Genomic DNA, 4739 nt, shown 5'->3' with positions numbered 1-4739 from the left:
TTGACGAAACAATCAGATTGTTTTTTAAAGAAAATAGGTATATACTAAAATTGTGGCTATTTGCATATAAATAATAGATGAGGTATTAATAATGTTAGTATTTAGAAATGTAGCAACAGCTTTTTTAATGAATGGAAATGATTTTTTATTGATGGAAAGAGCTAAAGAAAATGATTTGATGCCAAGTTTCTGGTATGGAGTAGGGGGGCATCTTGAACAGGATGAACTTAATAATCCAAGGGCTGCTTGTTTGCGTGAAATTTACGAAGAAACGGGATTGACTGAAAATTCAATTGAGAATTTACAGTTGAAATATGTACTTTTAAGAAGAAGCAAAAACGAAACAGTAATTAATTACGTTTACTTTGGTCATTCGAAAACAAGAGATGTTGTTGAAAATGATGAGGGTACTTTGCACTGGATAGCAAAAGAAGAAGTTTTAAAATATAGATTTATAGATGCATTAAAACTTGCATTAAAACATTATTTTGAAAACAGCAACAGCCTTGATGAAGTTCTTGTGGGAGTTGTAAGAAGCGATAATAGTTCATCTTCAATGAGTTGGGGCGTTTTGCAAAACATGGATGGCACTACAGTTCTGACATTATAATTTTTTTGATTTTAAAATATTGCATGAATTATTTTAATATGTTATGATTACACATCAGAATTCCTTTAACTAGAAAATATTTTATTTGATAAAATTAAGGAGTTGATAAAATGTTAAACAAATTAAAAAAAAGATGGCAGACTTATGTTGAAACTAATGTTGTACTTAAAGATGTGAGAGATGATATATCAGAATCATGGCGAAGATGCAGGAAATTAGGAGTAGACCATATGGCAGGTAAAGGAACAAAAGTTCCTGATGATGTGCTTGGAGAAAGCATATTAAAGAAAAAAGAACTTATTAATCTTTCCAGACCTATAATGGAAAACGTTTTTGAAATGGTTAAAAACACAAATTACAGCGTTGTTTTAACCGATGAAAAAGGAATAATTATAGACTTAATTATTAACAACGATATAAAGGAAATTCATAACAACTTAAATTTTGTCAATGGATCTCTATGGGATGAAAAAAGTGTGGGCACAAATGCAATCGGAACATGTCTAGCAACAGATAGACCTATACAAGTTATAGGACCTGAACATTATTGTGAGTATCACCACCAATGGACTTGCTCCGCAGCTCCTATTCACAACAGCAAGGGTGAAATAATTGGTTCCTTTGATATTTCCGGGCGGGCAGAAGATGTGCAGGCACATACATACGGTATAGCGGTTTCGAGTGCTAATTGTATTGAGAAACAGCTTATAATTTCTGAATCCTACCATCTTATGGATACTACCTATGATGCAATACTTGATGGCATTATGATTATAGACAACAATCTAAAAGTAGTAAGAATAAATAATAAAATATCTGAACTTTTTCATATGGAGGAAAAGGATATCCTAAAAATTGATATAAGCAAGATATTCAGTGGCATAGATATTGAAAACAATATTTTTATTAATAAAAATAAAATGAATTTTTCAGATATTACTATTTTTGTAGAAAACAAGAAAATCGAGTGCTTTTTGAATATTGTTCCTATTGTAGTAGGAGACGAGGTAACAGGCGCGGTATTGCTTATGAGGGAAGCAAAGCAGGTAAGAAAGGAAGTAAGTAAAATAGCCGGCTTTAATGCGAACTATACTTTCGACAGTATTATTACAACAGATTTAAGAATGAATGAACTTATCAATACTGCTAAAAAAATTTCGAAAACGAATTGTTCAGTCTTAATTGAAGGAGAAAGTGGAACTGGCAAAGAATTGTACGCTCAGTCAATACACAATGAGAGCAACAGAAATAATGGACCATTTATTGCTATTAACTGTTCAGCCATACCTAAAGAACTCTTTGAAAGTGAACTTTTTAGTTATGAAGGTGGTTCTTTTACCGGAGCAGTAAAGGGAGGAAGACCTGGAAAATTTGAACTTGCTAGTGGTGGTACAATTTTCTTGGATGAAATAGGAGAAGTTCCGTTAGAGGTACAGTCAAAACTTTTAAGAGTTCTTGATAACAACAAAATAGTGCGTATTGGCGGTTCCTATGAAAGAGATTTAGATGTAAGAGTTATATCTGCTACAAACAGAAACTTAATAGACGAAGTATCGAAGGGGTCATTTAGGCAGGATTTATATTTTAGACTTAATGTTATCAATTTAAGAATACCTCCATTAAGAAAAAGAAAAGGGGATATAATTGAACTTGCGAGGTACTTTTTAAAAGGTCTTAATGCAGAAAATGATGGTATTAATAAGAAATTCAGTAAAGACTTTGAGGAAATTCTTATGAATCATCAATGGACAGGTAACGTAAGGGAATTAAGAAACATAATTCAAAGAGCATACTATATGTCAGATAAAGAATTAATAAACAGTGTTGGTTTCCCTAAGGGTGATGCAGAAATAAAGGAAGATTTAGAAAAAGTTAGTTGTACATTCAATTTAAAAGATATAGAAAAAGATAATATAGAGCAGGCACTTTTGGCCAATATGGGAAATGCCATGAAAGCAGCTAAAGATTTAAATATCAGCAAAGCAACAATCTACAGAAAAATAAAAATGTATGATATTAATTTAAATAATATTGGAAAAATGGCTTAATGTGTATCAGTCTCATTTGATGTCTCAAGTTGAGACTGATATTTTATTTTCAATTGGATAAATCGGTTAATTTTATATAAAAAATCTCAATATGAGACTTAAGTCTCATGTTGAGATTTTTTTAAGTGCAAATTATGCAGCATAAATATATAAGCAGTACAACATTTATTGAAATTTGAACACTATATTATTATTTGCCATTTTTAATCAACTTGGCACGAAATATGCTTTATATAATTGTGAAAAAATAAAAGTGGAAGGAGAAAAGCGTATGCCTCTAAAATGTGCATTTATTTTCATTGCTCCTAATGCAGATCCAACAGTACATAAAACAGTTATTGATACCGGTGAAGTGATTTTAACAACAGTTGGTGTTAAATCGTATGAAAGTGCGGTAGAAACAGCAAAAAAACTTGCCGATGAAGGAGTGACGGCTTTTGAACTATGCGGAGGTTTTGGGCACAAAGGTACATATTTGATCAGCGAAGCAGTAAAGGGTAAAGGTGTAACAGGAGTTGTTAGATTTGATGTTCATCCTGGACTAGATAATAAAAGCGGTGATGAATTTTTCTAGGAGGTGATGTTTACGAACAGATTTATAATTGAGTTTGGCATTGGAATAGATTTTCATGGACAGGATGTTACAAAAGCCGCAGTTAAAGCTTCAAAGGATGCCATATCAAAAAGCTGTCTCATTGGTCTTAATGAAGTATGCGGGTTTTCTCAAGATAATATTAATGAAAACGTATTTATTGATGTTACCGTTGCTGTCACCAGACCTGAAGATGTAAATACAGATGAAGTGGCAAAATGCTTTCCGGTTGGCAAGGTAACTGTACATGCTGTAAAAGGCGGTTTAAAAACAGAAGGTCTTTATTTCACAAAATTCGGAGATAAAGATGATTCGATTGAAACAGCAATAGCAAGTATTAAAGTAGAAATCAAATAATGATGGGAGGTAGTATTTTGAAAATATCTAATGAGCAATTGAAGAACATGTATTTAACTATGTTAAAAATTCGTAAATTTGAAACAAGAGCAATGGAGAAGTTTGCTGAGGGCAAAATCCCAGGTTTCGTTCACCTGTATATAGGTGAGGAAGCAGTTGCTACTGGAGCTTGTGCTAATTTGAGAAATGATGACTATATTACAAGCACTCACAGAGGTCATGGTCACATTATTGCCAAGGGTGGAGAATTAAATCTCATGATGGCTGAACTTTTTGGCAAAGAAACAGGGTATTGCAAAGGTAAAGGCGGTTCTATGCATATTGCGGATGCCACAAAGGGCATATTAGGAGCGAACGGTATAGTAGGAGCAGGCCAAAATATTGCTGTAGGTTCTGGTCTTTCGATTCAATATAGAGGAACAGATCAAGTTTGCGTATGCTTTTTTGGTGATGCTTCTACAAATCAGAGTACATTCCATGAAGCACTGAATTTGGCAAGTGTTTGGAAACTTCCTGTAATTTTTGTTTGTGAAAATAATGGATACGGTATTTCTGTAAGTCAGGCAAGACATCAAGCTATTACAGATGTTTCTGTCAGAGCTTCAGCATATAATATGCCTGGTGTAACTGTAGATGGAAATGATGTTTTTGCGGTTTATGAAGCTGTTGGTGAAGCAGTATCCAGAGCTAGAAAAGGACAAGGGCCAACATTAATTGAATGTAAGACATACAGGTGGAGAGGGCATTTCGAAGGTGACCCTACAGTATACAGACCTGATGGAGAATTAGAAGCTTGGATAAAAAAAGATCCTATTCCTAGAGTAGAGAAATATTTTAAAGATAACGATATAATGACAGAAGAAGAAATGAAACAGATGAATGCTGATGTTGACAAAATGATTGACGATGCTAATGAATTTGCGGACAAGAGCAATGCGCCGTCCTTGGAATCAGCCCTAGAAGATGTATATTCTGATATAGTTGAGGAGGGAAGAGTAAGATGAGAAAAATGACATATGCTGAAGGTATAAAAGAAGGAATGAGCACTAAAATGCGACAAAATCCTGATGTGTTTCTTTTCGGAGAAGATGTGGGAAAATTTGGCGGATGCTTTGGTGTTTCAGCTGGAATG

The 4739-nt window shown here is 33.6% G+C and carries 5 protein-coding genes and 1 pseudogene; all 6 read left to right on the top strand.

Annotation, left to right across the window (positions count from 1 at the left end; translation table 11 throughout):
• The first annotated feature begins 91 nt into the window (after window positions 1-91).
• The gene (locus tag SA378_RS04495; protein ID WP_318524787.1) at window positions 92-610 is read left to right on the top strand and encodes an NUDIX domain-containing protein; all 519 of its coding nucleotides are present in this window, start codon (window positions 92-94) and stop codon (window positions 608-610) included.
• A gap of 110 nt (window positions 611-720) precedes the next feature.
• A complete protein-coding gene (locus tag SA378_RS04490) occupies window positions 721-2658 on the top strand; it encodes a sigma-54-dependent Fis family transcriptional regulator (RefSeq protein ID WP_318524786.1) in 1938 nt (645 codons plus the stop codon).
• 271 nt (window positions 2659-2929) lie between these two features.
• Window positions 2930-3232, top strand: coding sequence for a DUF6506 family protein (locus SA378_RS04485; RefSeq protein WP_318524785.1), 303 nt, complete (start codon window positions 2930-2932; stop codon window positions 3230-3232).
• Between the two features lie 6 nt (window positions 3233-3238).
• Window positions 3239-3607, top strand: a complete 369-nt coding sequence (locus SA378_RS04480) for a Lin0512 family protein (RefSeq protein ID WP_318524784.1) — start codon at window positions 3239-3241, stop codon at window positions 3605-3607.
• 2 nt (window positions 3608-3609) lie between these two features.
• Window positions 3610-4611 carry a thiamine pyrophosphate-dependent dehydrogenase E1 component subunit alpha gene (locus SA378_RS04475; protein WP_318524788.1) on the top strand — a complete coding sequence of 334 codons (1002 nt, stop codon included), beginning with the start codon at window positions 3610-3612 and terminating at the stop codon, window positions 4609-4611.
• Window positions 4608-4739 (top strand): annotated as a pseudogene (locus SA378_RS04470) (alpha-ketoacid dehydrogenase subunit beta); the annotation flags it as partial. The gene SA378_RS04475 and the pseudogene SA378_RS04470, both read left to right, overlap by 4 nt.

It is taken from the genome of Sedimentibacter sp. (assembly GCF_033447055.1).
Lineage (GTDB): Bacteria > Bacillota > Clostridia > Tissierellales > Sedimentibacteraceae > Sedimentibacter.
The sequence above is the reverse complement of the archived record's forward strand: the minus strand, read 5'-3'. Positions and strand labels throughout refer to the sequence as shown.

Bases quoted from the DNA above. Each gene is read 5' to 3' on its own strand.
- SA378_RS04490 (WP_318524786.1), top strand. From the start codon at position 721: ATGTTAAACAAATTAAAAAAAAGATGGCAGACTTATGTTGAAACTAAT.
- SA378_RS04485 (WP_318524785.1), top strand. From the start codon at position 2,930: ATGCCTCTAAAATGTGCATTTATTTTCATTGCTCCTAATGCAGATCCA.
- SA378_RS04480 (WP_318524784.1), top strand. From the start codon at position 3,239: ATGTTTACGAACAGATTTATAATTGAGTTTGGCATTGGAATAGATTTT.
- SA378_RS04475 (WP_318524788.1), top strand. From the start codon at position 3,610: ATGGGAGGTAGTATTTTGAAAATATCTAATGAGCAATTGAAGAACATG.
- SA378_RS04495 (WP_318524787.1), top strand. From the start codon at position 92: ATGTTAGTATTTAGAAATGTAGCAACAGCTTTTTTAATGAATGGAAAT.